The 18685-nt window shown below is 63.1% G+C and carries 15 protein-coding genes, 4 pseudogenes and 1 other annotated feature; of the genes and pseudogenes, 9 read left to right on the forward strand and 10 right to left on the reverse strand.

Annotated elements, in window-relative coordinates; all coding sequences use genetic code 11:
• The first annotated feature begins 38 nt into the window (after positions 1 to 38).
• The 4 genes and pseudogenes from GR168_RS00530 to GR168_RS00550 all read left to right on the forward strand — a co-directional run.
• Positions 39 to 791, forward strand: a complete 753-nt coding sequence (locus GR168_RS00530; protein ID WP_004021760.1) for a TetR/AcrR family transcriptional regulator — start codon at positions 39 to 41, stop codon at positions 789 to 791.
• 300 nt (positions 792 to 1091) lie between these two features.
• Positions 1092 to 1718 carry a TetR/AcrR family transcriptional regulator gene (locus GR168_RS00535; protein ID WP_004021759.1) on the forward strand — a complete coding sequence of 209 codons (627 nt, stop codon included), beginning with the start codon at positions 1092 to 1094 and terminating at the stop codon, positions 1716 to 1718.
• Positions 1719 to 1804: 86 nt separating this feature from the next.
• The gene (locus tag GR168_RS00540; RefSeq protein ID WP_033206569.1) at positions 1805 to 4846 is read left to right on the forward strand and encodes an MMPL family transporter; all 3042 of its coding nucleotides are present in this window, start codon (positions 1805 to 1807) and stop codon (positions 4844 to 4846) included.
• Positions 4847 to 5089: 243 nt separating this feature from the next.
• Positions 5090 to 5596: pseudogene (locus GR168_RS00550) on the forward strand (transposase); the annotation flags it as partial.
• A gap of 56 nt (positions 5597 to 5652) precedes the next feature.
• Here the strand turns inward: GR168_RS00550 and istB are convergent.
• Positions 5653 to 6417 carry an IS21-like element helper ATPase IstB gene (gene istB, locus GR168_RS00555; protein WP_004021756.1) on the reverse strand — a complete coding sequence of 255 codons (765 nt, stop codon included), beginning with the start codon at positions 6415 to 6417 and terminating at the stop codon, positions 5653 to 5655.
• A 6-nt stretch (positions 6418 to 6423) separates the two neighbouring features.
• Positions 6424 to 7722 (reverse strand): IS21 family transposase, encoded by a 1299-nt coding sequence (gene istA / locus GR168_RS00560; RefSeq protein ID WP_165629285.1) that lies wholly within the window; start codon positions 7720 to 7722, stop codon positions 6424 to 6426.
• A gap of 151 nt (positions 7723 to 7873) precedes the next feature.
• On the opposite strand from istA, the gene GR168_RS00565 reads away from it, so the two are divergent.
• Together GR168_RS00565 and GR168_RS00570 are read left to right on the forward strand one after the other, a co-directional pair.
• Positions 7874 to 9156, forward strand: a protein-coding gene (locus GR168_RS00565; RefSeq protein WP_226512018.1) for an IS3 family transposase whose coding sequence is annotated in 2 segments (ribosomal slippage) — positions 7874 to 8162 and positions 8162 to 9156 — 1284 coding nt in all. Because the reading frame shifts where the segments join, the coding sequence is not laid out codon by codon here.
• Positions 8152 to 8280 (forward strand) — a sequence feature (AL1L pseudoknot). (Overlaps the previous gene by 129 nt.)
• 31 nt (positions 9157 to 9187) lie before the next feature.
• Positions 9188 to 10009: pseudogene (locus GR168_RS00570) on the forward strand (IS256 family transposase); the annotation flags it as partial.
• Positions 10010 to 10151: 142 nt separating this feature from the next.
• Here GR168_RS00570 and GR168_RS00575 read toward each other — a convergent pair.
• The 6 genes and pseudogenes from GR168_RS00575 to GR168_RS00600 all read right to left on the reverse strand — a co-directional run.
• Positions 10152 to 10499, reverse strand: a pseudogene (locus GR168_RS00575) (transposase); the annotation flags it as partial.
• 300 nt (positions 10500 to 10799) lie between these two features.
• Positions 10800 to 11813, reverse strand: a complete 1014-nt coding sequence (locus GR168_RS00580) for a BtrH N-terminal domain-containing protein (RefSeq protein ID WP_172622077.1) — start codon at positions 11811 to 11813, stop codon at positions 10800 to 10802.
• A 111-nt stretch (positions 11814 to 11924) separates the two neighbouring features.
• On the reverse strand, positions 11925 to 12596 hold the full coding sequence (locus tag GR168_RS00585) for a transglutaminase-like domain-containing protein (RefSeq protein ID WP_159369738.1): 672 nt from the start codon (positions 12594 to 12596) through the stop codon (positions 11925 to 11927).
• Complete coding sequence (locus GR168_RS00590) at positions 12593 to 13792, reverse strand: FAD-dependent oxidoreductase (RefSeq protein WP_014928948.1); 1200 nt, start codon at positions 13790 to 13792, stop codon at positions 12593 to 12595. The genes GR168_RS00585 and GR168_RS00590 overlap by 4 nt, the downstream gene beginning before the upstream one ends.
• Entirely contained in the window at positions 13789 to 15180 is a 1392-nt protein-coding gene (locus tag GR168_RS00595; protein ID WP_004020620.1) for a cytochrome P450, read from the reverse strand. Before GR168_RS00595 ends, GR168_RS00590 begins: the two co-directional genes overlap by 4 nt.
• Before the next feature lie 26 nt (positions 15181 to 15206).
• The gene (locus GR168_RS00600) at positions 15207 to 15527 is read right to left on the reverse strand and encodes a 2Fe-2S iron-sulfur cluster-binding protein (protein WP_004020621.1); all 321 of its coding nucleotides are present in this window, start codon (positions 15525 to 15527) and stop codon (positions 15207 to 15209) included.
• Positions 15528 to 15626: 99 nt separating this feature from the next.
• Here GR168_RS00600 and GR168_RS00605 point away from each other — a divergent pair, with 99 nt between their 5' ends.
• On the forward strand, positions 15627 to 16652 hold the full coding sequence (locus GR168_RS00605; protein ID WP_004020622.1) for a helix-turn-helix domain-containing protein: 1026 nt from the start codon (positions 15627 to 15629) through the stop codon (positions 16650 to 16652).
• A gap of 5 nt (positions 16653 to 16657) precedes the next feature.
• Here the strand turns inward: GR168_RS00605 and GR168_RS00610 are convergent, their stop codons facing one another.
• On the reverse strand, positions 16658 to 17134 hold the full coding sequence (locus GR168_RS00610; protein ID WP_004020623.1) for a PaaI family thioesterase: 477 nt from the start codon (positions 17132 to 17134) through the stop codon (positions 16658 to 16660).
• A 108-nt stretch (positions 17135 to 17242) separates the two neighbouring features.
• Between GR168_RS00610 and GR168_RS23800 the strand changes: the two are divergent.
• Positions 17243 to 17368 (forward strand): annotated as a pseudogene (locus GR168_RS23800) (TetR family transcriptional regulator); the annotation flags it as partial.
• Between the two features lie 25 nt (positions 17369 to 17393).
• Entirely contained in the window at positions 17394 to 17657 is a 264-nt protein-coding gene (locus GR168_RS00620; protein ID WP_004020624.1) for an MMPL family transporter, read from the forward strand.
• A gap of 25 nt (positions 17658 to 17682) precedes the next feature.
• On the opposite strand, the gene GR168_RS00625 is transcribed toward GR168_RS00620, so the two are convergent.
• Positions 17683 to 18606, reverse strand: a complete 924-nt coding sequence (locus tag GR168_RS00625) for an acyl-CoA dehydrogenase family protein (protein WP_014928945.1) — start codon at positions 18604 to 18606, stop codon at positions 17683 to 17685.
• Between the last annotated feature and the right edge of the window lie 79 nt (positions 18607 to 18685).

Here is an 18685-nt window from a genome sequence, read left to right on the forward strand (position 1 = left end):
GGCGCGACAAGTCAGCCATCCTGATAACGTAGGAGGTCATGTCTGTAGTCCGTCGCATCTCCGCGGCCCCGGTGAAAGTGCAGCGACGTGTGCGCGACGCTCGAAGCACGCGCTGGGACGACCACCGCGCCGTCGTCAAAGCTGAACTCGTCGATGCAGCGATACGCGCGATCGAAAAGTTCGGCGATGCCGTGAGCATGGACGATTTTGCGGAAGAGGCTGGTGCGTCGAAGCCTAAGCTCTACCGCCATTTCGGTGACAGGGCTGGGCTCTACTCCGCCGTGGCAGCCCGTCTGGGTTCTATGATGTGGGAGTCAGCGCAGTCAACTCTGCTCTCCGGACAGGCAGACAGCACCGTCGACGAACTTTTCCGTTCAGCGGTGTCCGCATACGTATCCTTGGTTGATGAACATCCAGCGGTCGTCCGTTTCCTCATGACGAACCACATGTTCCAGTACTCTGAGTCCGGCGAGGGTGGGGCCGCAGATCAGCTGAGATCGGCAATGGAGATTATTTCCGACGAGTTCGCTCGTGGCCTCCGAGAGGTCGATGCCGAGGAGTCCCCCGTCGCCGTAGCAGTAGCCTCCATTCTGGGGGCTGGCCTATCAGCGACCCAGTGGTGGATCGATCACGGTCGGCAGAATGGAATGAGCAGGGACATGTTTGCCGCGCACCTGTGCCAGACCTCGTGGGGGATCATAGACGGCGCTGCAGCCACAGTAGGCGTTCGATTCCATAGGGACAGGCCCTTAGGCGACCCTGGATTCGCCACTCGCCTCGACGCCGTCTGATCCCCTTCGTACGGGTGGTCCGCCCTGTGTCACGCACGCGGCAGAACTGCTCACACAAACGGAGCGCATTTCACAATCCTGACTGCTGGCTGTCATGGGGGATCATCCTTGGTCGCCGCTCATCTTAGTAGCGGAGCGCTACAGACGGTACTGTTGACGACAGTGCCACAGTCGTGGCGGCACTCATAAGGCCCCCCTCGAGCCTTCCATCGGTACCGCCACTGGCAGTTTCGTTCTGTTACCGACGGTATTGGTGTGCAGTCAGAGGTTCTTGATTTGGTTTCGTAGGGAGTGGCCAGGGTGGAAACCATCGATTTCGACGATGTTGACCCGAGGCGGGTTCGGTCGCGTCAGCGTTTGTTGGATGCTGCGGTGACCTTGCTGAACAGTGGCGGGGTCGAAGCCGTTACCGTGGAGGCGGTCACTCGACTGTCTCGTGTTGCTCGCACCACCTTGTATCGTCACTTCGAGAGCTCCACAGATCTGGTGGCGGCTGCCTTCGAGCGATTGTTGCCTCAGGCCGAGACCCCCGAGACGACGACGTCGATCCGTGATGACCTGCTGAAGCTGATGCAGCGGCAGGCTGAGCTTATTGAGCATGCACCGCTGCAGTTGACGACGCTGGCATGGTTGGCAATGCTTCCCGAGCAGCCCCGGCAATCCGGGCAATCCGACGGGGATCAGAACGCGCTCGCGCCACTGCGTCGTCGAGTCGTCGAGCAGTATCGAGAACCATTCGATCGAGTTTTGACGAGTGACGTGGCCACGGCTGAGCTCGACAACTTCGATTTGACCATGGCTGTCACCCAGCTCGCGGGCCCGCTGATCTTTGCCAAGCTCACGGGCATTCGGTCGATGACCGTTGGCGATCTCGAACAGCTTGTCGACGATTTCCTCATGGCCCACCGGCGACACCAAACCTCCTGACCTCCTTCCCCATCTACGGTACTGCTAGTACCGTAACGATACCGTCGGTTTCGTAGACGGGCTGGGTCGAGGGTGAGGTGCTGCATATGGTGGTCCAACGTCCAAGTGGTGGGCGCTTGGCGGCGCGCCGGTTGGCGGAACGCAGCGAGTACAGCACGACATTGGGGCGGTTGGCACGGTTCACCTTGGCGCACAGATTCCTCGTCATCGGGGCGTGGGTGGCTGTGGGTATCGTCTTGGCGATTCTGTTTCCCCAGCTGGAGACGGTGGTGCGGCAGCAGTCTGTTGATCCGATCCCTGCTGGGGTTCCATCGTTTCAAGCACTCGATCAGATGGGTGGTGCGTTCGGTGAGAAGGGCGCCAAGACCACTGTTTTCGTGACCATGGAGAACCCGAACGGGTTCACCGACGTGGCGCGGGAACGCTACGACATGCTCGTTCTGCAGCTGCGCGAAAATTTCGACGATGTGCAGTCAGTGCGGGATTTGCTTTCCGATCCGACGACGGCCGGCCAAGCCTTGAGTGAGGACGGGCAAGCCTGGTACCTGCCTGTCGGGGTCACCGGAACATTGGGAGGGCCAACGGCCACGCATGCTGTGGAGACCGTGCGCCAAACCGCGCAGCGCGTGTTTGACGGTACGGGCACCACTGTCCATGTCACCGGGCCGACAGCCACTTTCAGTGACCAGATCGTCAGTGCTGAAAGCGATTTAGTCGTGATCACTCTGGCGACGGTGGCGCTTATCGCGATCATTCTGTTGATCGTTTACCGATCGCTGTTCACCGCGCTGGTGCCGTTGTTGGTGATCGGTGTCAGCCTCGGCGTGGGCCGTGGCATCTTGTCCGCACTCGGCGAACTCGGTATGCCGGTATCGCAGTTCACCGTCGCGTTCATGACCGTCATCCTGCTCGGAGCCGGGGTCGACTACTCAGTCTTCTTCATCAGTCGCTATCACGAACGGCTACGCCAGGACGCCACCACCGAGGTTGCGCTCGTGGACGCGACAGCAACTATCGGACGGGTCATCCTGGCTTCAGCTGCCACGGTGGCGCTGGCCTTTTTGGCGATGGTCTTTGGTCAGCTGAGCGTGTTCTCCACCTTGGGTCCGGCATGCGCGATCGCCATCCTCATCGGATTCCTCGCCACGGTCACCCTGCTACCACCGGTGTTGCTGTGGGCGGCACGATTCGGCTGGGGCGCACCCAGGCGAGATCTGACCCGAAAGTACTGGAATCGCGTCGCCGTGCTCGTCGTGCGGCGTCCTGTGCCGCTGCTGGCACTAACCCTGGTCGGGCTAATCGTGCTTAGCGTCTTCGCGACGGGCATCCAGATCACCTTCGACGATCGTGAGGGGCAACCCGCGACAACCGACAGCAACGAAGGCTACGCGTTGCTCGACCGTCATTTCCCTCAAGACGTCACTATCACCGAGTTCCTCGTCGTAGATGCACCGATCGATCTCCGTACTGCCAGCGGGCTGGCCGATCTTGAGCAAATGGCCTCACGTGTATCCCAGATCCCCGGAGTGACTCGAGTCATCGGCGTTACCCGTCCCACCGGGGACAAGCTCGAGCAAGCCGAGCTGTCCTGGCAGAACGGCCAGATCGGGAACCGGCTGGCGGGTGCGGTCGACGATGGCCAGAACCGCCGCGGTGACCTCGAACAGCTCCGTACAGGCGCATTCCAACTCGCCGACGGGCTTACTCAGCTCGACACCCAGGTACGCACCAACTTGGCCCCCCTGGCCGGCATCCTCGATCAGGCAAGCACAGCCGGGCAGCAAATTCAGCAGTACCAGCCACTACTACGCCAACTCGCCGCATCTGCACCAGCGCTCGATCGCGCTTCTCAGAATGCCCCACAGCTGGCCGCGCTCACCCGCCAAACATCTGCAGCCCTGGCAACAGTGACCTCGATCCTGCCCATCCTCGATAATGCGCCCTGGTGCACCCAAGTCCCGCAGTGCGCAGCTCTGCGCGCGCAGACCCGCAATCTCGACGCCCTACTGAGCAACGGGACCCTCGACCAGATCGCCACGCTGTCAACACAACTCGCGCAGCTGGATACACCGATCTCAACAGTCACCGACCAACTCACTTCCACCGTCAACTCACTGGGCTCCACGCTGGGAAGCATCAGCAGCCAAGACCTTCCCGGCAAGCTCACCCAACTGCAAACAGGTATCAGTCAACTCGCGGCGGGATCACGCCAACTCGCCGCCGGTGTATCCGCGCTGATCGACAGCAACCTTCAACAACTCGCCGGGATGGCCGCGCTAGCCACACAACTACAAACCTCCGCCCGCGAGACCGCCGGAACAAACTCAGCAACCGGCTTCTACCTCCCACCTCAGGCCAACGCAGACCGCCGTTTCGTCGACGTCGCTCGCCAGTTCGTCTCGCCCGACGGCCATACCGTGCGCTACGCAATACAAACCAGCTTCGACCCCTACAGCACCGAGGCCATGCAACTGGCCGACACAATCACCGATGTCGCACTCGCCGCCAGACCGAACACAACCCTGCAGGACTCCAACATCGCGACAGCCGGGTTCCCCGCCATCAACGCCGATCTGCAACGTCTACTCACCGAAGACTTCCGACTCCTAGCGTTGGCCACCCTCACCATCGTCGGCCTGATCCTGATACTCCTACTCCGAGCACTCATCGCGCCGCTATACCTTCTGGGCACCGTCATACTCAACTACACCGCGGCACTGGGTATCGGCGTCCTGATCTTTCAACACATCCTCAAAACCGACATCGCCTGGCCCGTACCACTACTGGCCTTCATAGTCCTCGTCGCGGTCGGCGCCGACTACAACATGCTTCTCATCTCTCGCCTACGCGAAGAATCCCAAAACAACATCCGCATCGGCGTCCTGAGAACCGTCACCAACACCGGATCAGTCATCACCTCGGCCGGCCTCATCTTCGCTGCCAGCATGTTCGGACTCATGGCCGGATCCATCTCGATCATGACCCAGGTCGGACTCATCATCGGCATCGGCCTGCTGCTCGACACCTTCATCGTCCGCACCATCGTCGTGCCGACCATCGCCACACTTGTCGGCAGAGCAAGCTGGTGGCCGAGTACCCGAACCGACACGCATCCAGCGTCCCGCTAGTACGCACGCACGTGCCGAGATCTGACCGGCCCCGCCAGTCATCCAGCCATCGCGCCCACCTCATCGACTGACACCCGCTCGACGGTCGGCCGCGGCACCACACCCGACCCACGTGCGAGCGCCCCTCGCGTCGTTGACGCTGGTAGAACTCGCAGGAGGGCCCGTCGCGGCGTTGGGGACTGTCGCTGATTCGGTGTAAGTGGTTTTGATCGCCCCCGGCGTGGGGCAGGAGGAATCACGACGATGACCGACACAATCGGGGGCGTGGATGCCCCGGTGGCAGGGCCGGTTCAGACCGGTCAGGAACACGATGTCACCACCGCGGATGCGGTGCGTGAGCTCTCGAAGGCCGAGCAGGCTTTGGTGAGCGATCTGGTACGTAGCTCACGCGCTCAGGGAGTGGCTCTGACCGGTCCTGACGGGCTGCTCAAAGCGCTGACCAAGAGCGTGCTCGAAGCCGCGCTCGATGAAGAGATGACCGAACATCTTGGCTATGACAAACATGACGTGGCCGGCCGCAACACCGGCAATTCACGCAACGGCACGCGCACGAAACGGGTCCTGACCGACGCGTGCGGGCAGGTGCCCATCGAGGTGCCCCGCGACCGCAACGCCACCTTCGACCCGGTAATTGTCGGTAAGAGCAAACGTCGCGTCACCGATGTGGATCGGGTAGTGCTGTCGCTGTATGCCAAAGGCCTCACAACCGGCGAGATCTCAGCGCATTTCGCCGATGTCTACGGTGTCAACGGCGGCTGAAAACTGACCCCTTATCGACGGTTGAATTTTGACCCCCTTTGGTGTGGTTACTGGTCGGTGTTGACGAGTTCTCGTCGGGCTTTGGTGCGGTAGGAGTCGCCGTCGATAGCGATGACCTCGGCGTGATGGACGAGGCGGTCGATGAGTGCGGCGGCGACGACGTCGTCGGCGAAGACTTCGCCCCAACGGCCGAATGGCATGTTCGAGGTGATCAGAATCGAGCCTTGTTCGTAGCGACTGGCAATGAGTTGGAAGAACAGGTTGGCGGTGTCGGAGTCGAATGGGAGGTAGCCGATCTCGTCGATGATGATCAGTCGGTAGCGGCGGAGCCGTTTGAGTTCGGCGGCCAGGCGGCCGGTGGTGTGTGCCTCGGTCAGGCGGGTGGCCCATCCGGTGGCGGTGTCGAAGAGCACGGGGTAGGCGTTGTGTGCGGCTTTGATCCCGAGCGCGATCGCGAGGTGGGTTTTTCCCACCCCGGGTGGTCCGAGAAGGATCACGTTGTCGCTCTTGGCGATCCAGGTGCTGGTGGCCAGGTGGGCGATCACATCACGACGCAGTCCTGGAAGGTGGTCGAAGTTGAAGTCCTCGAGTGTTTTGACCGCAGGGAAGCGCGCGCCGCTGATCCGCAGCATGGTGCCGTTGGCTTCGCGTTCGCTGACCTGGCGGTCAAGAATCGCTGCGAGGTACTGCTCGTGGGTCCAGTTGTCGGTGCGGGCCCGCTCGGCCAATTCCGCCCAGCATCGGCGGATCGCTGGCATCTTCAACGCCCGCGCCGCGAACTCGATCTGTTTACCTGTTTGATTGTCGGACACAGTCTTTCACCTTTCAATGCTGGTGGATGTGGTGGGCGGGTGAGCTTGGGGCGGGGTGGCAAAGTTCACCCCGAACAGCTCGTCGTAGTCCGGTAACGCCCGGATCGGCACCTCGTGGCCATCAGGGTGGGCGCGGATGCGGGCGGCGTTTCGGGCCCGGTTGGCGAGGTCTTGGCGGCGGTAATCGCGGCGCAGTTCTTTGGCTGCTCGCACGTGCTGAGGGTCGGCGATGGTGACGTGGTTGGCCCAGCTGCGCGCGTGGTCGGCGACGGTGACCTCGCCGCAGAGGATGCGCACCTGCTGCAGGTCGGCAGTGATGTCGACGAACCGACCGATCACCGACGGGTGCACCGAATAGTCATTGCCGGCTACACGTACGTAGTAGTCGCGACCGAGTCGCACCCGGCTACTCAAGCCGATATGCGGTGCGGTCGGAGGTAGGCCGGTCATCTGCTCGAGGTCCTCGGCGAACACGTCACACGGGCGTCGATCACCGATCGCGCGCACCACTCGGGTGTTGGCATGATCGGCCAGCCACCGATCGAACTGGGCGGTGAAATCGGCCGGTGAGCTGAACTGGCGGCCCGGCAGGAACGAGCTCTCGAAGAACCGGTTGTTGCGTTCGACCATGCCCTTGTACTCGGGGTCTCGCGGTGGCGCCAGCTCCAGCCGCGTACCCAACGTGCCCACGAAGCCGGCCGCCAACGCGGTGGGTGTGCCCTTGGGGCCGATCGCGGCTTCGCGGTCCCACACCAGTTTGCGGGTCACCCCGCCCAGTTGCGACAGCAGCAGCCACATTCCCGTCAGGATGTCTCCGCCCTGGCGAGACGGGATCATCACCGCCGACCGGTACCGGGAGAACGCCAACGTCATCACCAACACCGGTAGCATGGCGAACTGATTGTGGCTCAGAGGGATTCGGTAGTCCGGAAACCACAAATCCCACTGTGAACAGCCGCCGGGCTGATAGATCACCCGATCGGCTGGATCTACCCCACGAAACTCTGGACGAATAGCCCGGACCCGGTCTTTGAGGACCGTCAACGACCTCGTCCACCCAACCCGCTCGGCGATCACCGTCGCCGGCATCGTCGGATACTCCCGCAGCAACGCCCGGATCTGCGGTTCGAACGCGTCGACCGCCGAGCCCGTCGCCGGCCGCGAGTACTTCGGCGCGGTATCCGAAGCCAACGCCGCACGAACGGTGTTGCGGGCCACCCCCAACCGGCGCGCGATCTCCCTGATCGGCACACCCTCACTGCGATGCAAACGGCGGATCTCTGCCCATTGCTCCACTGAAATCACCCTCCTAACAAGACGGGGGGGGGGGTCAAAATTCACCCGTCGTCAGGGGGTCAGTTTTCAGGCGTCGTCAACATACGGTGCGTCGGTATCGAAAGACACTGAACCGCCCCGGGTCTGTCGGAGGCTCTCGAACCTGTGAAGGATGGAGAGCATGGCAGCACCACGCAAGTACAGTGAGGAACTCAAGGACCGGGCCACCCGGATGGCATGTGAAGCGCGACGAGATCCCGATTCGTCGAGAGGTGCGATCAAGCGGATCGCCGATCAGCTCGGAGTCCATCCCGAGGCGTTGCGCAATTGGGTTCGTCAGGCCGAGATCGACGGCGGGGTCCGCCCGGGCACCACGAGTGAGGACGCTGACCGCATCGCGGCGTTGGAGCGGGAGAACCGTGAACTGCGGCGAGCGAACACGATCTTGAAGCAGGCTTCGGCTTTCTTTGCGGCGGAGATCGACCGCCCACAGCGCTGATCGTGGAGTTCGTCGCGGCTCACCGCGATGAACACGGAGTCGATCCGATCTGTGCGGCATTGCGCGATACGTCCGCCCAGATCGCTCCGTCCACGGTACGAGCCCACCTGAGCCCCCAGAAGACCGAGGCGCCTCGTGTGGTGCGTGACCGGGAGCTCCTTACCCAGGTCCGCGCGGTGCATGCCGACAACCTCGGCGTCTACGGTGCCCGCAAGGTGCATGCCCAATTGCGCAGACAGGGCCATAGTGCTGCCCGCTGCACCGTCGAGCGATTGATGAAAGCCGATGGGCTGCAAGGGATAGCGAGACTCAAGACACGCAAGACCACGCGCAGCGAGGGAGCTGAAACACCCCGGCCGGCTGACCGGGTCAACCGTCAGTTCACCGCGGCGGCACCGAACGCGTTGTGGGTGGCGGACCTGACCTACATCCGCACCCACTCGGGCTGGGTGTACGCGGCGTTCGTCCTGGACGTGTTCTCGCGGATGGTCGTCGGCTGGCAGGTCTCGACCACCATGCACACCGACCTCGCCCTCGACGCCCTGAACATGGGATTGTGGGCACGGTCGCGTGCCGGCCACGACGTGGCCGGGCTGATCCACCACTCCGACCGCGGAGTGCAATACCGAGCCATCCGCTACACCGAACGACTGGCCGAAGCCGAAGCGGTGACATCTGTTGGCTCCAAAGGGGATTCATACGACAACGCGATGGCTGAGGCGTTCAACTCGCTGTTCAAAGCCGAATGCATCCGTAACCCCGTGATGCGCCCGCGAGGCGGCTGGGCAGGTGTGGGCGAGGTCGAGATCGCCGTCGCTGAGTACGTCGAATGGTTCAACCACCGCCGCCTGCACGGCGAGATCGGACACGTCCCACCCGTCGAGTACGAGAGCGCCTACTGGTCGACCCACACCGTCACCAGCTACCGTGAGAACCCGGTCCCCGCAAACGCTGGAACCAACTAACCGAGCCTCCAGCAAACCCGGGGCGATTCACACCGTCTCCCGAATCACGGATCGGGTCATCGAAGAGATGGTGTCGTGGTGGGCACGCCCGCTGGAGAAAGTGTACGCGGCGGTGTTCATCGACGCGATCATGGTCAAGATCCGGGATGGGCAGGTGCGTAACCGGCCCATCTACGCCGCGATCGGGGTGGATCTCGACGGGCACAAAGACATCCTCGGCATGTGGGCCGGCGACGGCGACGGCGAGTCGGCCAGGTTCTGGCTGGCGGTGCTCACCGACCTCAAGAACAGGGGTGTCCGCGACATCTTCTTCGTTGTCTGTGACGGATTGAAAGGGTTGCCCGACAGTGTATCTGCCGCATTCCCGTTGGCCACGGTACAGACGTGCATCATCCATCTGATCCGCAACACCTTCAAGTACGCCTCCCGCAAGTACTGGGACCAGATCAGCGCCGATCTCACACCGATCTACACCGCGCCGACCGCCGCTGACGCCCGGGCGCGGTGGGAGGAATTCGCCGAGAAATGGGGCACGCCGTACCCAGCGATCGTGACCCTGTGGGAGAGCGCGTGGGAGGAGTTCATCCCGTTCCTTGACTACGACGTCGAGATACGGCGAGTGTTGTGCTCCACCAACGCGATCGAAAGTCTCAACGCCCGCTACCGGCGTGCGGTGCGCGCTCGAGGACACTTCCCGAACGAGCAGTCCGCACTCAAAACGCTCTACCTGGTCACCCGGTCGCTGGACCCGAAGGGTACCGGTCAGACGAAGTGGGCCGTACGCTGGAAGCCAGCGCTCAACGCCCCGGCCATCACGTTCGCCGATCGTATGCCCGCAGCCGAAGAACGCTGACCCGCCGAGCAATCGGAAAACCGCCGCTTACACCGAATATCGGACAGACCCGTCGGGGCCCGATTCCCGCCGAGCTCGTGGTGAGCGTGCGTGAGACGCTGGGTGGGGGTCGTCCAGAACGGGGGGTGTCCCTATGGGTTTGTCAAGCAGCTGAAGCGATTGGGGTTCGGTAGGGCTCGCTGTGCTTGAGCATCGCGTAGAGGACGTCGCATCGTCGGCGTGCCAGGCAGATGAGGGCGGCGTTGTGTTTCTTTCCTTCGGCGCGTTTGCGGTCGTAGTAGGCGCGGCTGGTGGGGTCGTGCAGTGCGGCGAACGCGGAGAGGAAGAAGGCTCGTTTGAGTTTGCGGTTTCCGAATCGGGCGGGGTGCTCGCCACGGATGGAGGTGCCGGATCGGTGGGTGACTGGTGCGATGCCGGCGTAGGCGGCCAGGTGGCCTGCGGTGGCGAATGCTGAACCGTCGCCGACTTCGAGGAGGATGCGGGCTGCTGTGTAGGGGTCGTAGCGGATCTGGTTTCGCACCGCGGCAAAGTGGCTCCGCGCCATGTCTCGATCGTTGTCCGCGTCGCCGGTAGCATCACGGGTGGACGCCTGCACGGTGGCGTGGTCGAAGGCCAGGATACGTGACGCTGCGAGAAGAACTGCAGGCTTCCCGGTTGCCTCCTGTCGATGTCACAGGACCCGGGTCAGCGGGAACCGGCGTCCTGCTGATGGTAATGCTCCTGCGTGCGTTTGTGTGAACGCGGCGGCCCTGCTTAGCGTCCTCCTCGCGGACTTGCCGCGACAGGCCGGTTAGCCTGACAAGGATGCTGCGGCCTTTCGTAGTGACGCCTCCAGGGTCGTTTCCGCCTCGGGTAGAGCCGCCGCGAGGGTTGTGACGGATCGGAGCCGCTCGGATGAGGCGTGATCCTTCTGTACTGCTGCGCGTGCGACTGCAGTCCAGGATGTCGCCGCATGGTGGGCGTTGGCTGCAAGGATGGCGGTGGCGTGATCGCCGGTGAGGCGCGCGATTTCGTCGCAGCCCTGTGCCAGCAGTCGGCGGAACAGGCCGCCGCCGGTCCCCGCTTTCTCGATGAAGGCGCCGAGGCTGAATAAATGCATCTCGAGGTCGTCGGTCGACAGGGCTCCCCAGCTGCAGACGTCGGATGCGAGCGCGCTGGCAGCGTCGAGGCCGTGTGACCCGTGTTCTGCGGGCCCGGCGATCGTCGATGCGCCTGGGGTGCTCAGGCTCGCTGCGGATTGTGCGAATGCCTGTGCGGCCACCTCGAGAATCGAAGGTGGCGTCTGTGGCCAATTGATACGAAACAGCGTGTGTCGGGTTGGCTCCGGGAAGGAGGTCGAGCGGCGCGCGCGTGCGAGTGCGTCCAGTGGGACGCGTTGAAGGTCTTCGCGATCGTTGTCGGCGATGTACGCGACGCCTTGCGTCTCGTCGTAGCCGACTACAACGATGTCGTGGCGGCTCATGCGCAACTGGACCCGCAGGTAGGGGAGTTCTGCGATCTCCGCCCAGACCAGTGCAGGGCGTCCCTGATCGATCTCGCCACGAAGGTTCTCCCAACCCTCGGCCGGGTCGTCTGTGGCAAGCACCTCGACGGTGCCGCCCAGACGGCGGGGGAGGTCGATCTCAAAATCAGGTCCTCGTCCGACTAAGTACACGGGTGGCATCAGCGCTTTTGATCGAATGTAGGTGAGGGAGAGGGCTCCGCCGAGGGCAAAGACGAGGCCCTCGTCGGGTGGGCCGTCGTAACCGAGCCCGGTCCACTCCATGAGGTCTCGCATCGCACCGGACCCACAGTGGCCACCCATTCGGTGCGGGTAGGGGTCGATCATCGAGGGGCCGGACACTGACACGATCCTCCTGTGTTGAGGCGGTACGAAAATTGTCGATTGCCGGGCCGACGACTGAGGCAGACCGGGTTAGGCGTGGAATGCATCTAGTGACGTCGCACGCTGCGTGAGTATAAGAGGGCCATAGGCCTCTTTGAGAGCCACCAGGATGTTGTCGAGAGGCAGGTCGTTGTACACACCTCTTTCGCGGACGTACTCCATGTGTGTTGAGCCGTCCGCGGAGTGAGCGTGGAGCAACGCGTCGCTGTCGCCGGTGAAGTCGATCGGGGCGACTCCGAACCGCGCGCACAGTTCCGAGTTGAACGCGGGTGTCGCCTTGAGCCACCGTCCGTCTATGTAGACGTGGCTGTACCCGTGATAGACGAAGACGTCGGTTCCCATCAGCTCACGTAGGGCGCCCGTTTGGAGGTGATTACGGACGTCGGCGAAGCATAGCCGCGCTGGGATCCCGGCGGCGCGGAATGCGGCGGTAAGCACGACGGCCTTGGGGACGCAGTATCCACGCCCGGATTCGATTACATGGCTGGCCCGGTAGTGCTCTGGGTCGTTGGAGACGGTGTACGGGTCGTAGCGGATGGCGTCGCGCACCGCGGTGAACAGGCGGCCGGCTTTGTCTTTGTCGGTGGTCGCGTTGCCGACGGCTTCGCGTGTGAAGGTTGCGACGGTGGCGTGCTCGATGTCGAGGAAGCGTGAACCCGTCAGCGCCGCCGGGCTGACCGCATTTGTCGGTGATGTGGTCATGGGGCCGCTCCGATCAATTCGGACCTGACGATCGGCGCTCGTTGTGCAATGGCGCGCTTGGCGGTCACGAAGTCAGCGGGTCTGTTGACGCAGTCAGCTGCAATCAGTTCTCCGGCGGTTAAGTAGTAGCAGGTGAAGTCGCGGCCATGGGCGGGGTTGCCGCTGACCAGCACCTCGTCGTATCCGGTGTTGAGCCCGGCGATCTGGAGTTTGAGGTCGTATTGGTCGGACCAGAACCATGGCAGTGCGGCGCGACCGGTTGTGTTGTCGCAGATTGTGGCCGCCGCGATCTTGGCGTGCTCGGTTGTTGCGGACACGCACTCGAGACGAACACGTCGCCCGTACCGCTCGATTCGGTGGTTGGCGCAGTCGCCGGCTGCGACGATGTCAGGATCGCTGGTACGAGCGCGGTCGTCGACGAGGATGCCGTTTTCGACGTCGATGCCCGCAGCTGCTGCGAGCTCCGTGTTCGGAATGACGCCGACGCCGACGATGACCAGGTCAGCGGCCAGCGTCTCCCCCCCGGACAGGACAACGCCGTCGACTCGTTCGTCGCCGCGGAACCCTTCGACCATTGCGTCGGTCCGTACCTCGACACCCTTCTCGCGGTGAATTCGATCGAAGAATTCCGACACGACGGGCGCCGTGACACGTTCGAGTACGCGTCCTGCCGCCTCCAGGACGGTGACCTCGACACCCAGGGTTCGAAGCGAGGCCGCTGTCTCCAGGCCGATGTACCCGCCGCCGACAATGACGACCCGCGAACCCGGGACCGCGGCGGCGCGGATGGCCTCGACATCGGTGGCGGTGCGCAGATAGTGCACGCCCGGCAGGTCGGCGCCGGGGACCGGCAGTGCGCGAGCTCGAGCGCCGGTGCACAGGGCCAACTTCGAGTAGGACACCGCGTCGTTGTTGCCAAGAGTGACGGTTCGTTCGGCACGGTCGATCGAGGTCACGGTCCCGTCGACGAGCTCGATCCGTTGCTTGTCGTAGAACTGGCGGCTCCGAATCGCGACATCGTCGAGATGGCAATCGCCAGCCAGGTATGCCTTGGACAGCGGCGGCCGCTGATACGGCAGGCGGCCCTCGTCGCCGATCAGCAGGATGGCCCCAGCCCACTTCTCCTTGCGCAAATTGGCCGCCAGCTGTGCGCCCGCGTGGCTTGCGCCGACGATCACGACCCGATCAGTACTCACGTCTCCGGCTTGGGAGTCAGACGGACCATCATCTTGCTGATCCCACGAACGAAGTTGGACTGCACGTACTCCGGATCACCGACCACCTCGATGTCGTCGAAGCGCTCGAGAAGTTCTTCCCAGAGAATGCGCAACTGCAATTCGGCCAAACGGTTTCCCATGCAACGGTGCACACCGAAACCGAACGCGATGTGGTTGCGAGCGTTGGACCGATCGATGATGAGCTCGTCCGGGCGGTCGAACACTCGCTCGTCGCGGTTGCCGGAGGCATACCACATGACGACTTTGTCACCTGCGCGGATGAACTGACCGTTGAGCATCACGTCCTTCTTGGCGACCCGACGCATGTATGCCAGCGGGGTTTGCCACCGGATAATCTCCGACACCGCATTGGGAATCAGATCCGGATTGGCTTTGAGTTTCTCGAACTGCTCGGGAAACTCGTTGAGAGCCAGCACTCCGCCGCTCATCGAGTTGCGGGTGGTGTCGTTGCCGCCGACGATCAGCAGCACGAGGTTCCCGAGGAACTCCATCGGGCTATTGTCGAGAAGGTTCTTGGTGTCCTCGTTGCTCTGCAGCATGGTGATGAGGTCGAATCCGGTCTCCTCGCCTGCCGCGGTCCGCGCGGCCTTGTCTCGCCACAGCGCACTCAAGCCCTGTGCCATCGCGACCATCTCGCGGAAAACTTTGTCGTTGTCCGATGGTCCGCCGTTGGCCTGCTCCATCGACGTGGCCAAATCCGACCACTGGACGAGTTTGTGGCGCTGCTCGTAGGGGTAGTCGAGCAATGTCGCGAGCATCCGCGCGGTCAGTTCGACCGACACGGTCTGGACCCAGTCGAACGGTTCGTCGAGCGGTAGCTCCTCGACGACTTCCCGGACGCGAGACCGGATGAGGCCCTCCATCTCGCGCAGGTTCTTCGGTGCGACGACTCCCTGGACGGCGGCGCGCTGCTTGTCGTGCCGCGGCGGGTCCATGGCGATGAACATCGCGATATCCATGAAACGCGGGGGCCGACCGATGATGATGAACGGTTCGGCGGAGAACGCTTCATGGTTTTTGTCGACAGCGATGATGTCGGCATGTCGAGTGACCGACCAGAACGGCCCGAAGGGACTGCGGGGCTGGAAGTGAACGGGCGCCTCATTGCGCACACGCTCGAAGTAGGACCGCCACATGCCCTGTCGGTAGAGAAATGGGTTGCTCAGATCGATGTCAGTGAGTTCGACGTCCTCGACCGGCGGGATGGGGGTCTCGGTGAAGATTTTCTTGCCGTCGGTTCGGGTGACGATCCGGCGGGTCTTGTCATAGACGTGAGCGCCACGGATCTGCAGATCGATCGGGATCATGGACTGCGCCTTCTCGGCGATCGCGGTGGTAATGCTCATCTGAAAGTCGCTCTCATTCTCTCACTTCACAACTGGAACTCGGGGAGGTGAACGGTCAACCCGTCCCACTCTTCGCGCGCGGTCATCTGACACGACAGCCGCGAGTTGGCCTCACGCTCGGGGTGCATGCTCAACATGCCTTCTTCGACGTCTGTGCTGTGGCCGACGGTGTCGATCCACGCGCTGTCGACGACGACGTGGCAGGTTCCGCATGCCGCCTCACCGCCACAGTCGCCATCAATGCCCGGTATCGCCTGGTCGACCGCGGTCTGCATCAGTGACCTGCCGGGCATCACCGGCGCGGGGTAGTCCTCGCCGTCGTGGGTCACGTAGGTGATCGTGGCCATGGCCACCTCCTTGTTCCTGGGTCGTAGAGATGAGTGTGCGCGCGGCGAATGTGGTCGATCCAGGTTCGGACGTCGCGATGTCTTGTTAACTTGGCTCATATGAGCCTTGTCGAGTCGGGGATGCCGCCGCTGGCGTTCGCCCAGCTCCTCGACAGCGGCGCCTTGGGCGCGGCGGAGACCCGAGCGTTCGAACGCATCATGGCCCGCGAGGGCGTCGATCTCGCGGTCGTCATTGCGCGACAGGGCCAAGTGCCTGTCCGGTGGTTTCACGAGGTGTATCCGGCGATGGATTCCCAGCAGGGATTCCGGTTGGGCGTAGCGTTCGCCGAGCACGCTCAGCTCACCTCGTTCGGCCCCATCAGTTTGCCGCTGGTCAGTGCGGGTTCCGTCGTCGAAGTTGTTCAACTGCTTCAGTTCTTGCCCCTGATATCGACCGCGCTGAGCACCGAGTTCCAGCACGGAGATTCTGGACTGACGATCGCTCTGGCCGGGCGCACCGACAGCGCCGGCACCGATTGTTTCGCCGTCACCTACGGTGGTCTGGCTGTCCTGCGGTTGGTGGACATGCTCGCCGGTGCCGTCCCCTCCGTGGAGCTTCATCTGACATGCCAGGCGCCGGCAGACCTGATCGCCGTGGGTGAGATCGGCCATCGGATCGTTTTCAACGCGCCCGCGGCGTTCGTGCACATACCGGCTGCCGTGCTCTACGACGTGTGCCGTTTCTCCGACCCCGTGGCCTACCGGATCGGTATTGCCGAGCTTCGACGCGTCTACGAACAGCGTAGGCCCAGTTCCTACACGCAGCTGGTCCGCGCACAGTTCGATGCCGACCCTGCCCGCGCTGACGGTGCTCGTATCGCGGCGGAGCTGTCGATATCGGTGAGCACACTCAAGCGACGCCTGAACGCCGAGGGCACCACCCTGCGTCGCCTGCGGCAGCAGTTCGTCCAAGAACGGGCCACCGCGCGACTGCTGGATCCGGGCATCGGTGTCGGCGAGATAGCCGCAGAACTGGGGTACTCCGACGCCGCCAGCTTCTCTCATGCGTTCACACGGTGGGTCGGATGCTCCCCGACGCGGTTTCGCCGCGCACCGGCGAATCGGCAGGCAGCGCCGGGCATCTGAGCAGGTCAGTCCGCGCGAAGAAGATTGACGAAAAAGCTGTCTACCGTGGAGGTGTCGGCGTAGCGCGCGAAGTGCATGAGATCGACTTTCACGAACTCGCCGGTGGCGGAAAAGTAGGTCTCGCCGTCCACAGTCCCGCTCGCCCCGATGTGCAGGATGTGATCGGCGTCCTCGTCGATGCACGCCGTAAGACGTACTGGTACGTGGAGGGGTACCGGTCGGCGGTACTTGACGGTCAACGTGCGCGTGACGGCCGGGGTGCCGGCGATCCACAGCGTGAATCCCATGATGTCGTCGCACGCGGCCGAGATAGCGCCTCCGTGCGCCAAACCTGGTCCACCGGAATGCTTGGTGGTGAAAGAGTGATCGGCAAAAACGCGGTCGCCGTCGCGGTACACCTCGAGCTGCAGGCCGCTGGCATTCTCCGGCCCGCAGCCCATGCACGATGGGGAGTGTGCGGGCAGTTTGGTGGGTGCTGACATCACAGTCCTCGAATCGATGCTCGTGCCGGTAGCAGACCACTACCAACGGTATCGTTGGTAGAATGCCACATCCACGCTGGACCAACAGCGTGAGGAGACCTGGTGGCGGTGAGCATCAATGGCCTCGACGACGTCGATCCGCGGCGGGTTCGTTCCCGGAACCGTCTGCTCGACGCCACGGCGGTGTTGCTGCGCAGCGGGGGAGTGGAGGCTGTCACCGTCGAGGCGGTCACGAGCGTTCCCGCAGCTGGAGACAGTCGTGCGGCAGCAGTCGGTCGACCCGATCCCTGCGGGAGTGCCGTCGTTTCAGTCATTCGACCGGATGGGCACGGCGTTCGGGGAGAAAGGCGCCAAGACAACGGCGTTTATCGCCATGGAGAACCGTGGCGGCCTCACCCCGACGGTGCGTGCACGCTACGACGAGCTTGTCCAGGAACTTCGTGGCACCACCGCCGATGTCGCTTCCGCCCGCGACCTGGTGGGGGGATCGCCGATGTGTGTTGTCGAACTTGTCAGGATGTAAAGCCTGGGACGGGATCACGGTCGTTCTAGAAGTACTGGCCGACGTCGGCAATCTTGTAGGCCACCGGGTCATGCAGGCTGTGCGTCCGGATGTTGCGCCAGAACCGGTCCAGCCCCAAACGCGGGTGTGTCCCACGCGCCCCGATGACCTCGAAGATCCGGCTGCCTATAGACAGACCCGCCTCGGTGGCCAAGACCTTCACCCCCGACACCTGAACCATCAGCGAGGCCCGATCGGCGGGTGCCAAAGCATCACCCTTCTCCCAGATCCGCTGCACCGCGTGCGACGCATCGCGGGCCGCCGCGTCAGCGCCTTGTAGTTTAATCGCAAGCTCTCCAAAGGTCCGAACTACGTATGGATCCTGCGTGGCCTCAGAAACCCCCGCAGGGGTCCATGGCCGTGCGTGCTCCAGCGTGTATTCGCGAGCGGAGTCCAGCGCTTCGGCGGCAATTCCTATGTAGACGTGCGAGAAGATCAGTTGCACCAACGGGCCGAATAGGCTGGCGCGCCTATAGCCGAAAAAGTCGGTGATCACGCTGTTCGGAGCCCCCAACACCTCGTGCGGAAGCACTTGAACATCTTTGAAGTCCGTTGTACCGCTGTCGGTCCGCCGCATCCCCAGGGCTTTCCAGTCATTGTTGGGACGCACTCCCCCTCGGTCGGTGGGTATGACCGCTGTGATAATTCCCGACCGCTCGGGTGAGTCATCATCCTGCGCCACGCCAAACACCAGAAGCAGATCGGATCCGAGCGCCCCGCTACAGAAATGCTTGGTCCCGTTCAGCACGTAACCACCGTCGTCGCGTGGGGTTGCACGCACCTTCCAGTCGAGAATGTGACTGTTGTTCTCGCTCAACGCGTTCCCCGTCCAGGAACCCTGCGCCACGCGGCGGTAAGTGGCGTCGCGCTGCTCCGGCGAGCCGAGGAGTTCGATGAAGGCTGCACACACGAGGTGGTATCCGTAGAGGTGGCCAAGCGAGCCGTCGACCTTGGCAATCTCGCGGATTACTGCGAAGACTGAATCGCCC

Source organism: Gordonia sp. JH63 (genome assembly GCF_009856645.1).
GTDB lineage: Bacteria > Actinomycetota > Actinomycetes > Mycobacteriales > Mycobacteriaceae > Gordonia > Gordonia hongkongensis.

Excerpts from the sequence above, each read along its gene's own strand:
- GR168_RS00530 (WP_004021760.1), top strand. The coding sequence starts at position 39 with ATGTCTGTAGTCCGTCGCATCTCCGCGGCCCCGGTGAAAGTGCAGCGA.
- GR168_RS00540 (WP_033206569.1), top strand. The coding sequence starts at position 1,805 with ATGGTGGTCCAACGTCCAAGTGGTGGGCGCTTGGCGGCGCGCCGGTTG.
- GR168_RS00580 (WP_172622077.1), bottom strand. The coding sequence starts at position 11,813 with ATGGGTGGCCACTGTGGGTCCGGTGCGATGCGAGACCTCATGGAGTGG.
- GR168_RS00585 (WP_159369738.1), bottom strand. The coding sequence starts at position 12,596 with ATGACCACATCACCGACAAATGCGGTCAGCCCGGCGGCGCTGACGGGT.
- GR168_RS00595 (WP_004020620.1), bottom strand. The coding sequence starts at position 15,180 with ATGAGCATTACCACCGCGATCGCCGAGAAGGCGCAGTCCATGATCCCG.
- GR168_RS00600 (WP_004020621.1), bottom strand. The coding sequence starts at position 15,527 with ATGGCCACGATCACCTACGTGACCCACGACGGCGAGGACTACCCCGCG.
- GR168_RS00605 (WP_004020622.1), top strand. The coding sequence starts at position 15,627 with ATGAGCCTTGTCGAGTCGGGGATGCCGCCGCTGGCGTTCGCCCAGCTC.
- GR168_RS00610 (WP_004020623.1), bottom strand. The coding sequence starts at position 17,134 with ATGTCAGCACCCACCAAACTGCCCGCACACTCCCCATCGTGCATGGGC.